The sequence below is a fragment of the Amycolatopsis sp. NPDC000009 genome, from assembly GCF_055563465.1.
In genome coordinates, this window is the sequence record NZ_JBVHDI010000007.1 from 156,730 (window position 1) to 173,113 (window position 16,384).

14 protein-coding genes are annotated in these 16,384 nt (G+C 69.6%); 11 read left to right on the forward strand and 3 right to left on the reverse strand.

All coding sequences use genetic code 11. The features are described 5' to 3' along the window. The first annotated feature begins 164 nt into the window (after positions 1–164). Genes ACZ3HL_RS20970 through ACZ3HL_RS20980 form a run of 3 tightly spaced genes read left to right on the forward strand, consistent with a single transcriptional unit; the run spans position 165 to position 2,501 of the window. Positions 165–650 carry a pyridoxamine 5'-phosphate oxidase family protein gene (locus tag ACZ3HL_RS20970; protein ID WP_465415172.1) on the forward strand — a complete coding sequence of 162 codons (486 nt, stop codon included), beginning with the start codon at positions 165–167 and terminating at the stop codon, positions 648–650. Between the two features lie 2 nt (positions 651–652). Beyond that, the gene (locus ACZ3HL_RS20975) at positions 653–1,102 is read left to right on the forward strand and encodes a VOC family protein (RefSeq protein WP_465532929.1); all 450 of its coding nucleotides are present in this window, start codon (positions 653–655) and stop codon (positions 1,100–1,102) included. Positions 1,103–1,160: 58 nt separating this feature from the next. Next, positions 1,161–2,501, forward strand: coding sequence for a hypothetical protein (locus ACZ3HL_RS20980; RefSeq protein ID WP_465532931.1), 1,341 nt, complete (start codon positions 1,161–1,163; stop codon positions 2,499–2,501). On the opposite strand, the gene pip is transcribed toward ACZ3HL_RS20980, so the two are convergent. Beyond that, on the reverse strand, positions 2,498–3,445 hold the full coding sequence (gene pip / locus ACZ3HL_RS20985; RefSeq protein ID WP_465532933.1) for a prolyl aminopeptidase: 948 nt from the start codon (positions 3,443–3,445) through the stop codon (positions 2,498–2,500). The two genes, ACZ3HL_RS20980 and pip, sit on opposite strands and share 4 nt — an antisense overlap. A 286-nt stretch (positions 3,446–3,731) precedes the next feature. Continuing rightward, positions 3,732–4,550 carry a hypothetical protein gene (locus ACZ3HL_RS20990; protein ID WP_465415163.1) on the reverse strand — a complete coding sequence of 273 codons (819 nt, stop codon included), beginning with the start codon at positions 4,548–4,550 and terminating at the stop codon, positions 3,732–3,734. A gap of 229 nt (positions 4,551–4,779) precedes the next feature. Between ACZ3HL_RS20990 and ACZ3HL_RS20995 the strand changes: the two genes are divergently transcribed. From ACZ3HL_RS20995 to ACZ3HL_RS21030, 8 genes are all read left to right on the forward strand, one after another. Further along, the gene (locus ACZ3HL_RS20995; protein WP_465415887.1) at positions 4,780–5,454 is read left to right on the forward strand and encodes a hypothetical protein; all 675 of its coding nucleotides are present in this window, start codon (positions 4,780–4,782) and stop codon (positions 5,452–5,454) included. Positions 5,455–5,468: 14 nt separating this feature from the next. Next, the gene (locus ACZ3HL_RS21000; RefSeq protein ID WP_465533166.1) at positions 5,469–7,070 is read left to right on the forward strand and encodes a DNA polymerase Y family protein; all 1,602 of its coding nucleotides are present in this window, start codon (positions 5,469–5,471) and stop codon (positions 7,068–7,070) included. 2 nt (positions 7,071–7,072) lie between these two features. Beyond that, entirely contained in the window at positions 7,073–7,225 is a 153-nt protein-coding gene (locus ACZ3HL_RS21005) for a hypothetical protein (protein WP_465415161.1), read from the forward strand. A gap of 3 nt (positions 7,226–7,228) precedes the next feature. Continuing rightward, positions 7,229–10,585 (forward strand): error-prone DNA polymerase, encoded by a 3,357-nt coding sequence (locus ACZ3HL_RS21010; protein WP_465532935.1) that lies wholly within the window; start codon positions 7,229–7,231, stop codon positions 10,583–10,585. A gap of 106 nt (positions 10,586–10,691) precedes the next feature. Beyond that, positions 10,692–11,201 (forward strand): hemerythrin domain-containing protein, encoded by a 510-nt coding sequence (locus tag ACZ3HL_RS21015; protein ID WP_465532937.1) that lies wholly within the window; start codon positions 10,692–10,694, stop codon positions 11,199–11,201. Between the two features lie 68 nt (positions 11,202–11,269). Beyond that, positions 11,270–11,752, forward strand: coding sequence for a VOC family protein (locus tag ACZ3HL_RS21020; protein ID WP_465532938.1), 483 nt, complete (start codon positions 11,270–11,272; stop codon positions 11,750–11,752). A 139-nt stretch (positions 11,753–11,891) separates the two neighbouring features. After that, entirely contained in the window at positions 11,892–12,962 is a 1,071-nt protein-coding gene (locus ACZ3HL_RS21025) for a reverse transcriptase family protein (protein WP_465532940.1), read from the forward strand. Positions 12,963–12,984: 22 nt separating this feature from the next. Beyond that, complete coding sequence (locus ACZ3HL_RS21030; RefSeq protein WP_465532942.1) at positions 12,985–13,572, forward strand: pentapeptide repeat-containing protein; 588 nt, start codon at positions 12,985–12,987, stop codon at positions 13,570–13,572. A gap of 58 nt (positions 13,573–13,630) precedes the next feature. On the opposite strand, the gene ACZ3HL_RS21035 is transcribed toward ACZ3HL_RS21030, so the two are convergent. Beyond that, positions 13,631–16,243, reverse strand: coding sequence for a TNT domain-containing protein (locus ACZ3HL_RS21035; protein WP_465532944.1), 2,613 nt, complete (start codon positions 16,241–16,243; stop codon positions 13,631–13,633). Between the last annotated feature and the right edge of the window lie 141 nt (positions 16,244–16,384).

A 16,384-nucleotide genomic window follows, 5' to 3' on the forward strand; every position in this document is an offset into this window, starting at 1 on the left:
CTGTCTTCACAAGAGCGACGCCTGGCCAGGGGCACTTTCGACAATCAGATCGCGTTTAGCCCGCTAAAGGCGATGTGACGCGGGTCACAATCTGGAGTGTCGAAGTGCGCCGGACAGCGGCGTCCCTGGGGTGTCCGCGAAGACGGCGACCCGAGGAGAGGGACATGCAGCAGAACACGATCGACGAGATCCTGAACCGCCCGCTCAGCCAGGAGCTCCTGGCGCGCGACCTGGCCCGGCTGGCCTACACCGCGCTCGACGGCACGCCGCGGGCGATCCCGATCGGCATCCACTGGAACGGCACGGAGATCGTCATGTGCACCTCGACGAACGCCCCGAAGCTGCCGGCGCTGCGCCGCAACCCCGCCGTCGCGCTGACGATCGACACCGAATCGCATCCACCGAAGATCCTGCTCGTCCGCGGCACCGTCGAGCTGGACTACGTCGACGGCATCCCCGAGGAGTACCTGCAGTGGAACGGCACCTACGAGATGACACCCGAACAACGGGTCGAATGGGAGGAGAACGTGCGCTCGCTCTACGACGGCATGGTCCGCATCGTGCTGACCCCGACCTGGGTCAAGCTCATCGACTTCGAGACCACCCTGCCCTCCGCGGTCGAGGAGCTCATCCGCCGGAAGGGTGCCTGAGCATGACACTCAAGAAGCTGGAACACGTCGGTGTCGTCGTCCACGACCTCGAAGCGGCCAAGGCGTTCTTCACCGCGCTGGGCCTCGAACTGGAAGGCGAAGCGTCGCTCAAGGGCGACACGGTCGATCGGCTCACCGGTTTGGCAGGAGTCCGGACGGACATAGCGGTGCTGCGCCCGCCGGACGGCCACGGCGGCCTGGAGCTGATCAAATACCACGCGCCGGACGGGCCGGAAGCCGATCCGCGCGCACCGATGAACACGCCCGGTATCCGCCATTTCGTGTTCTCGGTGGAGGGCATCGACGACGTCATCGAGCGCTTGCGGCCGCACGGCGGCACACTCGTCGGCGAGCTGGTCCAATACGAGGACAGCTACCGGCTCTGCTACGTCCGCGGTCCGGAGGGGATCGTCGTCGAGCTGGCGGAGGAGCTCGTACGCCGGGAGGCGTAGACGAGAAGCCGCGCCTCGACGGATTCCCGCGAAGCCCCGCGCTGTCAGCATTTCCGCCATGACAGTGACAGGAATCCTAGCCGCCGCGCTGATCGTCACCGGCGCGCCCGCCATCGTGACGGACGACGTCCGCGTGCACACCGGAGTGATCGACGGCGCCCGGTACCGGGTCGAGGTGCCGTCGAACTGGAACGGCAGATTGCTGCTGTACAACCACGGCATCTATCCGCCGGGCTACGTGCCCGAGGAGATCGAGCTCGCCAACCGGGAGGAGGCGAAGCCCGTTCTTCTCAGCGAGGGTTACGCGCTGGCCGCGTCGCTCTACAGCAAGCCGAACGGCTTCTCGGCCCGTGAAGCCGTCCATGACCAGACGGCGCTGCTCTCCTGGTTCGACCGCACCGTCGGCCGTCCGGAGCAGGTGCTCACCTGGGGAGCTTCCGGTGGCGGGCTCAACGCGGTCCTGCTGTCCGAGCGGCTTCCGCACCGGATCGACGGCGTGCTGGCGATGTGCGGTCCCGTCGCGGGCGGCTCCGCGTTGTTCGATCAGGCGCTCGACCTGGGGTTCGCGGTCCGGACGCTGCTGGCGCCGGAACTGGAGGTCGCCCGCATCGCCGACCCCGGGACGAACCTCGCGAAAGCCCGTCAGGTGATCGCGAAGGCGCTGGAATCACCCGATGGACGGGCGCGGCTCGCCCTCGCCAACGCGTTCGCCGACGTCCCCGGCTGGTCGACGGCTCACCATCCCCGATCCGCCGATGTCGCCGCGCAGATCCGTCAGCAGACGGAGTTCGTCCTGGCCGTCTACGACCAGCTGGCCTGGGGTGCGCACCGGGCTGACCTGGAGGTTCAGGCAGGCGGGAACCCGATCGGGAACACCGGCGTGGACTACCGTGCCGTGCTCGCCCGATCCAGCGAACGCGACCTCGTGGACCAGGCCTATCGGGAGGCCGGCCTCGACCTCGGCGCCGATTTGGTCACGCTCGCCGAAGCACGCCGGGTCAAGGCCGACAACGCCGCCGCCCGATGGCTCACCCGCGTCGGGACACCGACTGGACGTGGCCGGCCGCCCGTCGTCACGCTGCACCCCATCGGCGACGGCGTCGCCCCCGAACACGAGCGGACCTACGGCGACCGCGTCGATCCCGGCCGGATCCGGCAGCTGTTCGTGAACCGGGGCGGCCACTGCCAGCACACCGCCGCGGAGGAACTGACGGCGTTGCGCGTGCTGCGGGACCGCGTCGAGACCGGTCGCTGGCCGTCGACGTCGCCGGAACGGTTGAACGCCGAGGCGAACCGGTTCGGCCCGGAGTTCCGCTTCCTCTATGACTGGCTGCACGGTGAAGGTGGTACCGCCGCATCCGCGTTCCGGCGGTACCACCCGGCCCCGCTTCCTCGCTAAGGCTGATCGCGGAACCGGTCCGTCGCCTCCAGCAACGCGGCCAGGATGCCGGGCTCGTCGTACGCGTGCCCGGCATCCGGCACGATCACCAGTTCCGACTCCGGCCATGCCTTGTGCAGGTCCCACGCGGAAACCGCGGGCGTGGCGAGGTCGTACCGCCCCTGCACGATCACGCCGGGAATGTCCTTCAACGCGGCGGCGTCCCGGATCAGCTGCCCTTCCTCGAGCCACCCGTTGTGCACGAAATAGTGGTTCTCGATGCGCGCGAACGCCAGTGCGTACTCCGGCACGGCGAAATCCGCCACCAGTTCGGGCCGGGGGAGCAGCGTCACCGTTGCGCCCTCCCAGGTACTCCACGCGACGGCGGCGGGCCCGTGCACCGCCGGGTCGGGGTCGGCGAGCAGCTTCGCGTACAGCTCGACGGGGTCGCCGTCGAGCCCGGCGATCGGCGCCGTGAACTTCTCCCACAGGTCCGGGAAGACGTGCGCCGCGCCACCCCGGTAGTACCAGTCCACTTCGGACGAACGCAGCGTGAAGACGCCGCGCAGCACCAGCTCGGACACCCGTTCCGGGTGCTTCTCGGCATACGCCAACGCCAGTGTCGACCCCCAGGACCCGCCGAACAGCTGCCACCGGGAGATGTCCAGCGACTCCCGCAGGCGTTCCATGTCGTCGACGAGATGCCAGGTCGTGTTCGCCGAAAGATCGCCCGACGCCGAAGCGTGCGGCAGCGACCGCCCGCACCCGCGCTGGTCGAACAGGACGATCCGATAGGCGGCTGGGTCGAACAGCCGGCGGTGCGACGGCGAGCAGCCGCCACCGGGCCCGCCGTGCAGGAACACCACGGGCTTTCCGTCGGGATTCCCGCATTCCTCCCAGTACACGAGGTTGCCGTCACCGGTGTCCAGGTGGCCTGACGCGTGGGGTTCGATCTCCGGGTACATGGGCCCATCGTCGGGCACACGGCCCGGTTCGCGGGAGACGGGGCCGCCCGAAATCGGTGCGGTCTCGTGAGCGGTAAGGACGGTTCTGGCCGAGGGTGTCTCAGGTACCTACTGGCTCCGGCCACGGCCGACGTTGCGAAAGCCACTTTCGCAACCTTCAACGTTGCGAAAGTGGCTTTCGCAACCCGCCGGCCAAGCCCAGCACCCAGCAGAACCCCGGTACCAAGCGGATCCGGTCTCGTGAGTGGTAAGGACGGTTCTAGCCGTCCTTACCACTCACGAGGCTTCATTCCCCGTGGTAGCGCAGGCCGGTGCGCTTCAGGACGACCCAGCGCTCACCGGGCCGGTCCGCCACGACCGGATACCACCGCGGTGCGACCGCCTCGGTCAGCTCGCCACCCCGTTCGATGAGGGAGCTCACCGCGGGTTCACCCACCACGATGAGCGCGGACCAATCGACGTGCGCCAGCAGATCGTCCTCGGTGACCCCGAACCGTTCCTCCAGAACCGTGACCAGGTCGTGCCCGGTGTCCGGACCGGGCCGGACTTCGCTGACGTCAGGCACTTCTTCGACTACGACGGGTTCGTCGTAGTCCTCGTAGTCTTCATCTTCTTCGTCGTCCTCGCGTTCTTCGGACCAGACGTGGTGATCGAGCCGCGAGATGCTGTTGCTCAGGTCGAAGGCCTGTTCGTCGGTCATGACCAGGGTCACGGTCTGCCCTTCGGTCAACGTGAACGTCAGTTCGGCCTCCGGGTGGCCACTGGTGCCGGGCTCCGCCTCGACCATGCCCGCCACGGTTCCCGCCAGCGCCGTGGGCGCCGGGCTCGTGCCCCAGTCCAGCGACGGCAGGTTCGCGGCCATCTCCAGCACGCACGTCGCGGCGGTCCAGAACGCGTCCTTGTCCCGGAAGTCCTTGCGGCTGCTGGTCAGGGTCCGGCCGCCGCCCAGCGGCTCGGTCCGGGCGTCCACCTGGCCCCGCCCGGTCCCGTTCTCCCAGATCGCGGTGACCGTGACCCGGTTGGCCAGGCGTTTGCGGTAGTTCTCGATATGGCCTTCCCTGGCGAGTTCCCAGCCGTTCACCGTCTCGGGCCAAGCGTCGTCCACTGCGGGTTTTCCTTTCCTGACGCGGTGATTCCGGACATCGGACGTGACAGGTCCGGTGATCGTTCCGGCTCGCTTGACAACCGCTGCGCCACCCGGTCTACTGGAGTCATCGAACAAGCGTTCGAAGTGTCGCCTTCCCCGTGGCACGCCGGTGCCGTCCACAAAGGACGGTCTAGGTGTCGTGGGGAGGTGAGGTCCGGTGACAGCGGAGGTGGTCGAGGCGCGGGCCTTGCCGTTGGCGAGGCTGGCGGCCTTGCCAGGAGTGAGCACGGCCAGTGGCGTGGCCTCCGCGGCCGAACACGCGAGGACGACGGGAAGGGTGCTCCCGGTGTCCCCGGCGTTGTCCGGTCTGCTGCCCGCCGCGGGGCTCCGGCGCGGGAGCACCGTTTCGGTGCTGGGGTCCACGTCACTGATGCTCACCCTGCTGGCCGCCGCGACCGCCGGCGGTGCGTGGGCGGTCGCGGTCGGCCTGCCCGCGCTCGGGGTGGTCGCCGCCGCGGAACTCGGGGTCGAGGTGGGCAGGCTGGCGCTGGTCCCCCGTCCCGGTGCCGAGTTCCCGGCGGTGACCGCGGCACTGCTCGACGGTTTCGATCTCGTGGTCGTCGGTCCGGGGCTCGCCCGGCCCGAGGTGGCGAGAAGGTTGTCCGCCCGCGCGCGCAACCGTGGTTCGGTGCTGCTTTCGCTGGGCTCCTGGCCCGGTGCGGAGGTCGAACTGAGCTGTCGTCGCACGCGATGGACGGGCTTCGAGAGCGGTGGTGCGGGTTACCTCCGCAGCCGTGAGGTGGAGGTGCGGACAGGCGGCCGGGGTGCGGCCGCCCGGCCGATGTCGGCCTTGCTGCGGTTCCCCGGCCAGGGCGAGGTCGAGCGGGCGGACTTCCCCACGACCAGGTGGGGGACGGCGTGAACCCACCTGTACGCATGCTGGTGCTGTGGTGCCCGGACTGGCCGGCGGTCGCCGCCGCGGCCGCCGCGGGCGAACCCGTCGGCCGCCCGGCCGCGGTCTTCTCGGCGAACCGCGTGGTCGCCTGCACCGCGGTGGCCAGGGGATACGGCGTCCGCCGCGGGATGCGGCGGCGCGAGGCCCAGTCCTGCTGCCCGGAGCTGGCGGTCTTCGGCGAGGACGACGGTCGTGACGCACGGCTCTTCGAGGCCGTCGCACGGGCGGTGGAGGAGCTGGCCGTCGGAGTCGAGGTGGTGCGCCCGGGGATCGTCGCCGTCCCGGTCGACGGCGCCGCCGGGTACTTCGGTGGTGAGCACGGCCTTCTCGAAAGACTGGTCGACGAGGTGTCCGTGGCGGCGGGAGTGGAAAGCCAGGTCGGCGTCGCCGACGGCCTGTTCGCCGCGACGCTCGCCGCCCGCCGTTCGACGCTGGTCGAACCCGGCGGCACGGCGGAATTCCTGGCCCCGTTGCCCATCCGTGAGCTCGATCAGCCCGAGGCGGGCCGCGCCGAGCTGGTCACCTTGCTCAAACAGCTCGGCCTGCACACGCTGGGCGCCTTCGCGGCCCTCGACGAAAGCGACGTCTCCGCGCGCTTCGGGGCGGAGGGCGTGCTCGCGCACAGGCTGGCGCAAGGACGGTCCGAACGTCCGCCGTCGCGTCGGCGGCCGCCACCGGAACTCTCCCTCGCGAAGGCGTTCGACCCGCCGATCGACCGGGTCGACGCCGCCGCGTTCGTGGCGAAAGGGCTCGGTGAACGCTTCCACGCCGGGCTCGCCGCGCACGGGCTGGCCTGCACCCGGCTCGGTATCTACGCCACCACCGAGACCGGCGAACAGCTCGGCCGGGTGTGGCGCTGCGCCGAGCCGCTGACCCCGCTCGGCGTCGCGGACAGGGTGCGCTGGCAGTTCGAAGGCTGGCTGAAGGTCCGGGACACCTCCGCGCGCCCCCATTCCGGCGTCGTGCGGTTGCGGCTGGAGCCGGAGGAGACGGTCGAAGGGCGGTCGCTGCAGCTCGGGTTGTGGCAGGCGGGCGCGACAGGTGTGCTGCGACCGTCCACAGAGGACGAAGGCGTGTCCGGCGAGCGGGCAGGCCGCGCGCTGGTGCGGGTGCAGGGCCTGCTCGGTCCGGAGAGCGTCTTCACCGCGGTGCTCGACGGCGGTCGAGGTCCCGCCGAGCGGGTCCGGCTGGTGCCGTGGGGCGACAGGCGGGAGAAGTCGGCGCAGGCGGACGCGAACTGGGCAGGGCGGCTCCCGTCCCCCTCTCCGGCGACGGTCTTCGCCCGTCCGGTGCCCGCTCAGGTGCTGGACGAGAACGGGCGTGTCGTGGAGATCACCGCGCGGCGCCGGGTCACCGCCGCGCCGTTCCTCGTGGGTTTCGAGGGCGGTGAGCCGCGCGAGGTCATCGCCTGGGCCGGGCCGTGGTTCGTCGGTGTCCGGGCCGGGGCGGGGCACGCCCGGTCGGGGACCCGGATGCGGTTGCAGGTGCTGCTGGCCGACGGGCAGGACGCCGAAGAGGCGGTGCTGTTGCGCTTCGAGCACCACAAGAATCCGATGTGGACACTGGAAGGGAAGTACGACTGACCATGGACGAGGAGTACACGCGGCTGGTGCGGCGCTGGCTGGAGGAGCCGGTCATCCCGGTGCAACGTGCCGAGCTGGACACGGCCTGGGCGGCATGCGTCCCGCGCGCGGAAGTGTTCGTCCCCGCGCCGAGAAGCTCGACCGAGAATCGGTGACCCATGGGCTGGAACAACCCTCCGCGGCCGTGGAAGGAGCTCGCCCGCGAGCTCGCGGGCGAGGTGCCGCCCGGCGACGGCGGTGACAGCCCCGCCTGGAGTGCCAAGCGGCAGGGGTATCAGCGGCCCGCGGACCTGACCGGGCTGATCGGTGAAGACGACGGCGCCACCGCGCGCCGGGTGCCGTACGCCGAACTGCACTGTCATTCGAACTTCAGCTTCCTCGACGGGGCGAGCCATCCCGAGGAACTGGTGGAGGAGGCGGCGCGGCTGGGCCTGGACGCGATCGCGCTCACCGACCACGACGGCATGTACGGCGTGGTGCGCTTCGCCGAGGCGGCGAGGGAGCTGGGCGTGCACACCGTCTTCGGCACGGAGCTCAGTTTCGGTCTTTCGGGGCCGCAGAACGGGTTCGCCGATCCCGAGGGTGAGCATCTGCTTCTGCTGGCCAAGCAACAGGACGGGTACCTGAGCCTGAACCGGGCGATCACCGCCGGCCAGCTGTACGGCTTCGACAGGCAGTCGTCGTCCCCCAAGGAAAAAGCGGAGAAGGGCAGGCCGGTCTACGACCTGCGCGCGGTCGCCGAAGAGGTACGCGGGAAATGCGTGGTGCTCACCGGTTGCCGCAAGGGCGCGGTGCGCAAGGCGCTCGTCACCGAAGGCCCCGCGGCGGCCGTCGTGAGGCTGAAGGAACTCATCGACTGCTTCGGCCGGGAGAACGTCTACGTCGAACTCATCGACCACAGCCTCCCCCTGGACAGCACGCACAACGACCTGCTGAGCGAGATGGCCGTCGAGTTCGGCCTGCCGACGGTGGCGACCACGGCCGCGCATTACGCCCGGCCGGAGCGGGCCCCGCTCGCCGACGCGCTCAGTGCGATCCGTGCCCGGCGGGGTCTGGAGGACATGGAGGGCTGGCTGCCCGCCGCGGGGACGGCGTTCCTGCGGTCGGGGGAGGAGATGGCCGAGATCTTCGAGCGGTACCCGGGCGCGGTGCAGCGGGCGGCGCTGCTCGGCCGGGAGTGCGCGTTCGAACTCCACCACATCCAGCCGGAGCTGCCGCCGTTCGACGTTCCGGAGGAGCACGCCACCGAAGCGTCCTACTTGCGCTACCTCACCAGGAAGGGTGCGAAGGAGCACGAGAAGAACAAAGACGAGGAGTACCGCGAAAAGGCCCGCAAGCTGATCGACCACGAACTGGACATCATCGAAGAACTGGGTTTCCCCGGCTACTTCCTGATCGTCTGGGACATCGTGAACTTCTGCCGGGAGAACAAGATCCTCTGCCAGGGCCGGGGATCGGCCGCGAACTCGGCGGTCTGCTACGCGCTCGGCATCACCAAGGTCGACGCCGTGCGTTACGGCCTGCTCTTCGAACGGTTCCTCGCCCCGGATCGCGACGGTTACCCGGACATCGACCTCGATATCGAATCGGATCGCCGCGAGGAGGCGATCCAGTACGTCTACGAGAAATACGGGCGGCTGAACACCGCGCAGGTCGCGAACGTGATCACCTACCGGGCGCGATCCGCGGTCCGGGACGCGGCACGGGCGCTGGGATACACGCCCGGCCAGCAGGACGCGTGGAGCAAGCAGATCGACCGTTGGGGAGCGTTGCGGGCCACGGAGAAGGATCACGATCACGACATTCCGGAAGAGGTCGTGGAACTGGCCTGCGCGCTCGAAGACTTCCCGCGGCATCTGGGTATCCATTCCGGCGGGATGGTGATCTGCAAGCAGCCGGTGAGCGAGGTGGTCCCGATCGAATGGGCCCGTATGGAAGATCGCAGTGTCGTGCAGTGGGAGAAGGACGACTGCGCCGCCGCGGGGCTGGTCAAATTCGATCTGCTCGGGCTCGGGATGTTGTCGGCCCTGCACTACATGATCGATCTGGTTCGTGACCACAAGGGGGAAGAGGTCGACATCTCCGAATTGGATCTCAAGGATCAGAACATCTACGAAATGCTCTGCCGCGCCGACGCGATCGGTGTCTTCCAGGTGGAGAGCCGTGCGCAGCTGGCCACGCTGCCCCGCTTGCGCCCCAAGAAGTTCTACGATCTGGCGGTCGAGGTCGCGCTCATCCGCCCCGGCCCGATCCAGGGCGGTTCGGTGCATCCCTACATCCGGCGCAAGAACGGCCAGGAGAAATGGGATTTCGACCATCCGAAACTGGCCAACGCGCTGGGGAAGACCCTCGGTGTCCCGTTGTTCCAGGAACAGATGATGCAGATCGCCCTCGACATCGCCGATTTCACGCCGGCGGAGGCGGATCAGTTGCGGCACGCCATGGGGGCGAAACGTTCCGAGCAGAAGATGGAGCGGCTCAAACGCCGCTTCCTCGAAGGCGCCGCGAAGAACGACATCGATGACGAGCTCGCCGAGAAGATCTTCGGCAAGCTCAAGGCGTTCGCGAATTTCGGCTTCCCGGAGAGCCACGCGCTGAGTTTCGCCCTGCTGGTGTTCGCGAGCGCGTACTTCAAGTACTACCACCCGGACGCGTTCCTGGCGGGTTTGCTGCGTGCGCAGCCGATGGGGTTCTACTCGCCGCAGTCGCTGGTCGCCGACGCGCGGCGGCACGGGGTGCGGGTGCTCGGCCCGGACATCAACGCGAGTCTTCCGCACGCGACGCTGGAACCCTTGCCGGAAGGGGGAAAGCTGCTCGCCGTGCGGGGCGGGCTGTCCACCGTGAGGATGATCGGCGAGAGCCTGGCGAAGAAGATCGTCGAGGAGCGGGAAAGCGGCGGCGCGTTCACGGATCTGTCCGAGGTCGCCCGGCGGGTTCGGTTGACCAGACCGCAGGTCGAGGCGCTGGCCGCGGCCGGTGCCTTCGGTTGTTTCGGCGAGAGCAGGCGAAGCGCGCTCTGGGCGGCGGGCGCGGTCGCGGACGAAAGCCCGGAGAAACTGCCGGGACTCATCACCGGGGCCAAGGCGCCGATGTTGCCGGGGATGGACGAAATCGACGTCGCGGCCGCGGACGTGTGGGCCACCGGGGTGTCGCCGGACAGCTTCCCGACCCAGTTCATCCGGGAGCACCTCGACGAAATCGGCGTCGTCACGGCGGTGGGCCTGCGCGAGGTCCCGCATGGCGCACACGTGCTGACCGGCGGCGCGGTCACCCATCGCCAGCGGCCGGCGACGGCGGGCGGCGTCACCTTCATGAACCTCGAAGACGAGACGGGGATGATCAACGTGATCTGCACGATGGGGGTGTGGCAGCGCTACCACCGGGTCGCTCGCGGCAGCCCCGCGCTGCTGGTCCGGGGTGTGGTCGAACGCACCGGCGAGGTGGTGAACGTCCTCGCCGAGCAGATCCGGCACCTGCCGCTGCGGATCACCGCCAAGTCCCGTGACTTCCGCTGAACCCTCTTGACGATCACCCGGGGCTCGTGCTGAAGTTTCTCCAGCGTCGCAGTGCACCCGGCAAAGAGACCGTCGCGGGCATGGAGGCGCCGGACCATGGGAAATCATGGAAACCCCTTCTCGGACGAACGGCCGGTTGACGGCGTTCGGAAATCAACTTGTTCAGGTTCACGACTGGCTGCGTAAAGAGCTGGCCCTGCTGCACGACGACCTCGGGTCGGTCGCGGAGGGGCGTGCCGAGCGGCTACGCGATCTCCGCGCGCATTGCCTCACCTTCTGCTCGGCGCTGACCAGGCATCACACCGGCGAGGACGGCGGCGCTTTCCTCGTGCTGGCGGACAAATTCCCCGAATTGCGGCCGTCGCTCGAAGAGCTCGCGCACGACCACGAGGTCATGACCGGGATCATCGAACGGATCGAAGAGCTGGTCGCCGCTGTCGGCCCCGGGTCCAGTCAGGCCGAGATCCTCGACGTCCAACGCGAACTGGACGGGCTCACGGCGATCATGGAGACGCATTTCCGCTACGAGGAGAAGCGGATCGTCGAGGTGCTCAACTCGCTGGACATGCCGGAGTGGCAGGAGTCGAAGCCTTCTTTCCTGCTGAAATCCCATTAGGACATGATCTGTCCTATACGGGTTTTAGTGTTCTTCTCATCGCACCACGACGACTGAGGAGAACTCCGATGACCAACCCGATCCCCGACGGCTACCACTCGGTCACCCCGTGGATCATCTCGCGCGACACCGCGGGCATGATCGACTTCCTCGAGCGCGTCTTCGACGCCGAGCCGATCGGCGAACCGGTGTACGTCGAAGGCGGGAAGATCGGGCACGCGGAGGTCCGGATCGGCGACTCGGTCGTCATGCTGTTCGACTCGCGGGACCACTGGGTCGACACCCCGGCGTACCTGCGGCTCTACGTCGAGGACAGCGTGGAGACGCAGCGCCGGGCCATCGAGGCGGGCGCCGAAGAGGTGACGAGGCAGACCGAACTCTTCTTCGGCGACCGCGTCGGCCGGGTCCGCGACCCGTTCGGCAACCTGTGGTGGATCCAGACCCGGCTGGTCGACCTCGACTACCCGGAAATGGAGCGCCGCATGAACGACCCGAAGTTCATCGAGGCCATGCGCTACGTCTCCGGCTCGGAGATCATCCCGAGCCGCTGAAGTCGGTAGGGTGGCGATAGCGACGCGGAGGTGAGCCGGTGGATCGCCACCCACTCCGGGGCAACCCCGGGGAGTACGAAGTCAGCGAGACAAGGCGCCCCGCGCGAGCGCGGCATGCTTCGCGTGCGAGTCCGCGCGGATGACAGGAGAAAGAGTCACCTCCGCGTCGCTCCTCGAACCCCTGCCGCCGGTCTGGCGATTCCAGGTGGCCCGCTGGGCGACTTTCGACGAGTGCGCCGCCGGTCTCGACCTGACACCGGGCGAACTCTCGTGGTTCGCCGACGTGAAGGGCTGGAACAGGCGTGCGGCCGGCCCGGCCCGGCATTACACCTATCGCTGGATCCCGACCGCTTCGGGCGGAGTGCGGCTCATCGAGCGGCCGAAGCCGCGCATCGCCGAACTTCAACGCCGGATCGTGCGGCACGTCGTCGACGCGCTGCCGGTGCACGAGGCCGCGCACGGATTCCGGCGCGGCCGGTCGCCGATGTCGTGCGCGGCACCGCATGCCGGCCGGGAGACCGTGGTCAGGATGGATCTCGAAGGGTTCTTCCCGACGGTGTCCGCGCGCCGGATCTCGGCGTTGCTCGCCCTCGCCGGCTATCCGCCCGCCGTGGCGGAAGCGCTGGCGGGGGTGCTCACCACGGCTGTTCCGCCGGATGTCCTCGCCACCGTCCCCGACGGGCGGCGGGACCCAGCACGGGTGCGGCTGCTGAACAACCTGGCGGCCACGCATCTGCCGCAGGGTGCGCCGTCCTCGCCCGCGGTCGCGAACGCGATCACGCACCAGCTCGACCGGCGGATCGACGGCCTCGCCCGCGCACTGGGCGCGGTCTACACGCGGTACGCCGACGATCTGGCGTTCTCCGGGGATTCCCTGCCGCTGCACCGGTTGCTGCCCGGGGTCCGGCGGATCGTGACCGACGAGGGCTTCCGGCTCCGGGACGACAAGACGTCGATCGCCGCCGCGCACCAGCGGCAACGGGTCGCGGGACTGGTGGTCAACAGCTCGCCCGCCGCGACACGTGCCGACTACGACGCCCTGCGCGCGCTGCTCCACAACTGCGTCCGGACCGGCCCGGAGGAGCAGAACCGGGCCGGTCACCCGGACTTTCGCGCGCATCTGCTCGGCCGGATCGGCTGGATCGCCGCGTCTTCGGAGCGCCGGGCGGCGAAGTTGCGTGCCTTGTTCGGCGGGATCACCTGGTCATGAGCGGGTATGCGATCCTGGACGGGTGATCGAGACTGCCGAGGATTACCGAGAAGCCGTCCTTTCCCGGCAATGGTGGGAAAAACGCAGTTTCGTCGGCTGTGATTTCACCGAAGCCGACCTGCGCGGCCTCCGCACCCAGGGCTGCACCTTCGACCAGTGCGACTTCACCAAGACGGACTTCGAGGGCTCGCGCCACGAGGCGTCGGCGTTCCGCTCGTGCACCTTCGACCGCAGTGTGCTGGCGAGCGCGCGGTGGAGCTCCTGCTCGATGCTCGGATCGTCCTTTGTGGACTGCCGGTTCCAGAAGATCGCCTTCACCGAATGCGATCTCTCGCTGGTCTCGCTCAGCAAGGCTCGTTTGTCCAAAGTGGACCTGGGTGGCCTGCGGCTGCGGGAGGCGAACCTGATCGACGCCGACCTGACCGGCGCCGACCTGCGTGGCGCGGACCTCACCGGCGCCCGGCTGGCGGGCGCGAAGCTCGACGGCGCGGACCTGCGTGGCGCGCGGCTCGACGCCAACGGCCTGGTGCAGGCGAACCTCTCCGGGGTCCACGTGGACACCGAGACCGCGATCGCCTACGCCGCCGCGCACGGTCTCGTCATCCACTGAAACGGGCCGCTCCTGGCGAATTTCGCAAGGAACGGCCCGTTCATCGCGCCTGAGGGGCTTAGTCGATCGGCGGTTCACCCGGGTCCAGCTCGATGAGGTCGCCCTCGGCCAGCAACTCCTCGATGGACGCCGGCAGCAGGTACGCGGACCCGCCACCGGGCTGGTTGAACCACGGGATCGCGACACCGGCGAGGGCTTCGAGCGGACGCTGCACGCGGTAGACGTGGTACGGCCGGTTCACCCACTCCGGCACGAGCGAGCGCTCCTCGAAGGGCGTCCCGGCCGCGTAGGTCAGGTTGCCGTTCGGGCCGCCGAAGCGGTCCAGCTCGCTGCCCGCGGGCAGCTCACGAAGCTCCTTGCCGCGGAACAGCGTCAGCGGCGGCTCACCGTTGAGCGGCGAGATCGGCCAGTTCTGCTTGGCGTCGGGTGCCCCGGCGCCGGCCGCCGCGGCCGGACGGGCCGGTTCCTCGCGCCGCATCGGCGGCGGAGGCGGCGTCGCCGGCGGCTCACGCCGCGGCGGCGCGGGCGGCGGGCTCGCCAGCACCGGGTTCGGCCGCGCGGGGGGCGCGGGCGGGACCGGTGCGGGGGCGGGCTCGTCGTCCAAATCGTCCCCGAGCAGCTCCTCGGCCGTGGTGAACGCGGTCTGTTCCTGTGCCGGGATCGACTCCCGCGGCGGCACCGGATGCGAACCGGTCGCGATCTCGGGGGACAGCGTCGCCGTCACGGGCGGCGCCGGAGCAGGCTCCTCGACCGGTTCCTCTTCGACGGCGGGCTGTTCCGCGGGCGGCGGGGCGCCGTTCGGGTTCAGCAGGACCTTGCCGAGCATGAACGCGGCCGCGTCCTCGGCGTCGCCGAACACCGCCGGATTGGTCAGCTTCCCGTCGTACCAGCCGACCCGCCAGCCGCCGCCGTCGACCTGCTCGACGCTCCAGCCGTGCTCGGCGGGCGAGCCGATGCGGTAGACGTCACCGGGCACGTCGAGTTCGTCGAACTTCGCCTGCAACTCGTTCAACACCGGCTCGGGATGCTCGGCGCGGCGCGGCTGCGCTTCCTCGCGGCGCGGCTCGGGCTCCGGGTGGGGCACGGGGGTGGTAGCAAAGGTCCCCCGCTCCTGCGGCGGGGCGTCGACCTGCGTGATCTCGGTGTCCGACGGCGGGGGCGCCACGTCCGGCTCCGCGTCGTGCGTCAGAAGGGGCAGCTCGGGGCCGGCGTCGGCCTGCTCGACCGGCGTGTAGCCGGTGGTCGTCTCCTCCTCAGGCGGCGCGTACGGCTGGTCTTCTTCCTGCCGGGCGTACGCGGCCTGCTCTTCTTCGAGCGGCGGCTGCTCGTAGGCGCCGGCCTGCGGGACCCGCGCGTACGTGGTGGCCTCCGGGTCGGCGAGCTGCGGCTCGGGCGCGGTGCCCTGCCGCTCCTCGTCGGTGAAGGCGTCCTGCTCGGACGCGTACGGGTCTTCGTAGCCGTCTTCGTACTGCTGCTCGGCGGCGGCTTCGTGGAAGTCCTGCGCCTGGTAGTCCTGGGTGTCGTAGTCGTCTTCGTACCGTTGCGCCTGCTCGGCCTGGTCCGGGACGGTGGCTTCGGCGGAGGGGACGGCCGCCGCCGCGGCGACCGGAGCAGCGGCCGCGGCGGCCACCGCGGCCTGGTCCGGACCCTGCTGGTGCGGCGGCTGTACGGCCTGGTTCGGGCCGGGGCCCGCGGGACCACCGGGTCCCGGCTGACCGGGCGCGGCCTGCTGGGGCGGCACCGGGCCGTTCTGCGGCGGCCTCTGCGGAGGCGGGCCCGCGGGCACGCCGTTGTTGGGGCCACCAGGTCCGCCCGGGCCGTTGGGGCGCTGCTGCGGCGGCTGGTTCCCCCTGGTGAGGTACCCCGCCGCGGCCTGCAGCGTCGGGTCGTCGACCTCGGGCAGCACGAAGTCGTTCTGCCGGACGTGCTCGATCAGGTCGAGCTCCGGCGAGACGCCGTACTGGCGCAGGTAGAAGTTCACGGCGGCGGGCCAGATCCACTGCCCGTCGCTGTGGAAGGCGACCGGGACGGTGGCCTCGGGGGTCTGGGCGAGCCGGTCGATGTCGTAACCGCGTTCGGTGACCACCAGCGGCGCGCGGTCGAGGTACTCGAGCAGCCTGTCCTGCTCCTCGATCTCCAGATCGGGCCGGTTGATCACCGGACGACCGGCCGGGCCGATGGTGTCGAAGATACGGGCGATGCGGAAATGCGGTCCGGGCTGCTCGGGGCCGAGGCCGGACATGCGCCGGATCAGCCATTCGGGCACGTTCTCCTCGGAGCGGGGGAACATGCGCAGCTCGTCGGAGAGCGCCTGCGGCGGCGGCGCGAGGCGCCACTGCGGCTCGTCGCGGTTGTACTCGAGGTTGTAGCTGGACGGGTGGTCGAGCTGGTAACGGGCGTTGAACCAGGTGCCGCGGCCGTCGCGGTACATCCCGGCGCGCAGTCTGCCGAACAGCGTCGCGATGTCGTGCGTCGCGACCCATTCGTGTGAGGTGCCGTCCTCGGTGATGATCTCCCCGGTCATCTCGTGGTACCTGCCGACGGCTCGGTACTCGGCGGTCACCTTCCGCCAATCACGCGGAGCGGCCCGCAGCAGGGCGAGGCCGATCTGTTTGACCAGGGTGTCCTGCTCGGTCGCGTTCAACTGAGTCGTCGGTTGTGCCACGGTCACATTTTGACCGTATCCGCGCTCCTGTGCACCCCGCATGTGGGTTTTGCCGCTATTGACTCGCCGGAAGACGCCCTGACCTGGTGCCGGGTCACTCACCCGGGATACTGACCGAGTGAACCGAATCGCCCGCGCGAACCCGAA

Excerpts from the sequence above, each read along its gene's own strand:
- ACZ3HL_RS20970 (WP_465415172.1), top strand. The coding sequence starts at position 165 with ATGCAGCAGAACACGATCGACGAGATCCTGAACCGCCCGCTCAGCCAG.
- ACZ3HL_RS21010 (WP_465532935.1), top strand. The coding sequence starts at position 7,229 with ATGGGCTGGAACAACCCTCCGCGGCCGTGGAAGGAGCTCGCCCGCGAG.
- ACZ3HL_RS21025 (WP_465532940.1), top strand. The coding sequence starts at position 11,892 with ATGACAGGAGAAAGAGTCACCTCCGCGTCGCTCCTCGAACCCCTGCCG.
- ACZ3HL_RS21005 (WP_465415161.1), top strand. The coding sequence starts at position 7,073 with ATGGACGAGGAGTACACGCGGCTGGTGCGGCGCTGGCTGGAGGAGCCG.
- ACZ3HL_RS21015 (WP_465532937.1), top strand. The coding sequence starts at position 10,692 with ATGGAAACCCCTTCTCGGACGAACGGCCGGTTGACGGCGTTCGGAAAT.
- ACZ3HL_RS20975 (WP_465532929.1), top strand. The coding sequence starts at position 653 with ATGACACTCAAGAAGCTGGAACACGTCGGTGTCGTCGTCCACGACCTC.
- ACZ3HL_RS20980 (WP_465532931.1), top strand. The coding sequence starts at position 1,161 with ATGACAGTGACAGGAATCCTAGCCGCCGCGCTGATCGTCACCGGCGCG.
- ACZ3HL_RS21000 (WP_465533166.1), top strand. The coding sequence starts at position 5,469 with ATGCTGGTGCTGTGGTGCCCGGACTGGCCGGCGGTCGCCGCCGCGGCC.
- ACZ3HL_RS21020 (WP_465532938.1), top strand. The coding sequence starts at position 11,270 with ATGACCAACCCGATCCCCGACGGCTACCACTCGGTCACCCCGTGGATC.
- pip (WP_465532933.1), bottom strand. The coding sequence starts at position 3,445 with ATGTACCCGGAGATCGAACCCCACGCGTCAGGCCACCTGGACACCGGT.